This is a genomic window from Neobacillus drentensis (assembly GCF_036965245.1).
Lineage (GTDB): Bacteria > Bacillota > Bacilli > Bacillales > Cytobacillaceae > Neobacillus > Neobacillus drentensis_G.
The window spans coordinates 1-2,066 of sequence record NZ_JBALPG010000237.1 but is presented as its reverse complement, the minus strand read 5'-3'; the positions used below and the strand labels follow the sequence as shown (position 1 = coordinate 2,066).

3 protein-coding genes are annotated in these 2,066 nt (G+C 33.1%); 1 reads left to right on the top strand and 2 read right to left on the bottom strand.

Features of this window, described 5'->3' with window-relative positions; genetic code table 11:
- Window positions 1–37: 37 nt before the first annotated feature.
- Window positions 38–334, bottom strand: a complete 297-nt coding sequence (locus V7150_RS26140; protein WP_335524153.1) for a hypothetical protein — start codon at window positions 332–334, stop codon at window positions 38–40.
- 165 nt (window positions 335–499) lie between these two features.
- Window positions 500–1,354, bottom strand: coding sequence for a hypothetical protein (locus V7150_RS26135; RefSeq protein WP_335524151.1), 855 nt, complete (start codon window positions 1,352–1,354; stop codon window positions 500–502).
- A gap of 447 nt (window positions 1,355–1,801) precedes the next feature.
- Here V7150_RS26135 and V7150_RS26130 point away from each other — a divergent pair.
- Window positions 1,802–2,066 (top strand): DUF3231 family protein (locus tag V7150_RS26130; protein WP_335524149.1); only part of this gene is annotated, 265 nt, incomplete at its 3' end.

Sequence of the window (2,066 nt, the reverse complement as noted above, 5' to 3'; positions counted from 1 at the left end):
TCGTTCATATCAGTACATTTCTTCACAATTAAAATCGTTAAGTATTTTCTATTGTTCTGTAAGGTCTTGCCAACGGTATTGAAGTTAAATGTTTTACTAATTCTTCGTATTCTTCTTCGTTAATCTCAAATGGTTCCCACTCTCCAAAACGAGGGTAATGACCTTCCAAAAACATTCGATTTAGTGTTTTAAGTGGAGGGATAACCTTGTCAATATCTGACATCAAAAGCATTCCCGTATCAATTATCAATTCTGCAATTGTACCTTTCTTAGATACAAATGTCCCTTTTGAACCATATGCTTCTGGGAATAAATCATATTCTAGAGTTCTCATTTATTAAATCTCCTTTCTTCAATAATCCTGATTCCATTAATAATTCAACAGCAAGATTTTTTTCCCTTCTTCCACTAAACTGCCCCTTTAGTTCAATAAGAAAAAGCCGCCTGAAATGGCAGCTGATCTTGAAGAATTGCACTCCGTTACTTTAAATACATTTTTTCACAAACTAATCGACTTATTCCTAGTTAGATATATATATATAATGTCTTTTAAAACGTTAAATGTTTCTAACAAATCATCGGCTTCAAAGTTACCATTCCATCCACTTTTATGAGGATGTACGTAGTCATTCCTTAGTTGGTAACACATTGTTATATAGCCTTCATATGCCTCTGGAACGTCAAATGTTTGTATTAGATAGTCAACAACATCAGTAACTCTTACGTCTAAATCTTCCTCTCGCAATTCTGTATGAAATAATTTAAGTAACCCTTCCATAGAAAAGAATAATAAAGCTGTTGCTTCTTCGTTAAACTGCCTATGCTCAGATAACATACATGCCTTTAACCAATAGTTAAGGGATTTTATTAATCCGTCATTATTTATATCTATGGCATTAAATAAAACCTCTGGAGGGCAAATATATTCCTCTTTTTCAACCTTCCCTTCCAAATATAAAGGACTGGCTATTCCGAACTCTTTACTAGCGAATGATAATAAGTCATTTATTACGTTATTATCTCTTAAATCGAAGGAGTAGGCATTTGAATCAGAAACATATACAGGTTCGTTCCCTGCATATAGAGAATACCATCCCATATCTGCAGCACATAGACTCATAGACGCAAGTATGGGTATTTCTTCTTTGTGAAACCAACTCAATTCGTTGTATTCATCAAAGTCAAATAGTTTAGTAATAATAATAGGAACGTCTCCTACAATTATATACGCTTGATTTTCTGTAACAAAGTTTTCTTTTGGATAACGATAAGAATTCAATAAAGGTTTTAAGCTTCTTAAACTAATTATAGGATCGTTATTTAGACGGTGACAAACGTTATAAACAACTCTCAATTTTCTCCCCCTCTATCCTCTGCAAGACTACTGTCCAGTTACCCCTATTTTAGCATTAATATCCAATTTACTTGTAGAATGTTACTCAGAAAATGGTTCGATTGTTGAACACAAGTTAAACATCGATCTTCAACTAAACTGCCCTTTAGTTTAATAAGAAAATCCGCATAATGGTTCTATAAAAGTCCCCTCTCTTTTAGTTCACATTTTATTCGTAGTGCGACATAACTCAATATAAAATTTTTTAACAGCTTTCTGCTTAAAATATACTTTTCGAAAATGCTGTATAAATTGTGTTAATTATCAGAACCTATCTTCTGTTTATTATTTTTTTAAATAAATCTTACATATTTTTCATTTTTCTTCCGAAAACTAGTCCTTGTGGATATCAAACATCCATCAATAAGGAGAAGAAAGAAAATGACTTTCAATTTAAGGAGTGGTTTCATGGGAATTCTAAGTGGTAATCCTCAAAATGAACCTATGCATTACGGTGAAGTTTTTGGAACATGGACTTACTTAACAGTAGAAAAGGGACTTCACGCTGGGTACCAAGTCTTTGCTAATCACACTGGCGACAATGACCTTAAGAAACTTATTGAAGAAGCATTACAAGGTTTAAAACAAGAAATTAGCCAAACTGAAGAGCTATTAAAAGCAAATGGTGTTGGACTTCCACCTTCACCTCCAGATCGACCAACAGCAGATTTAG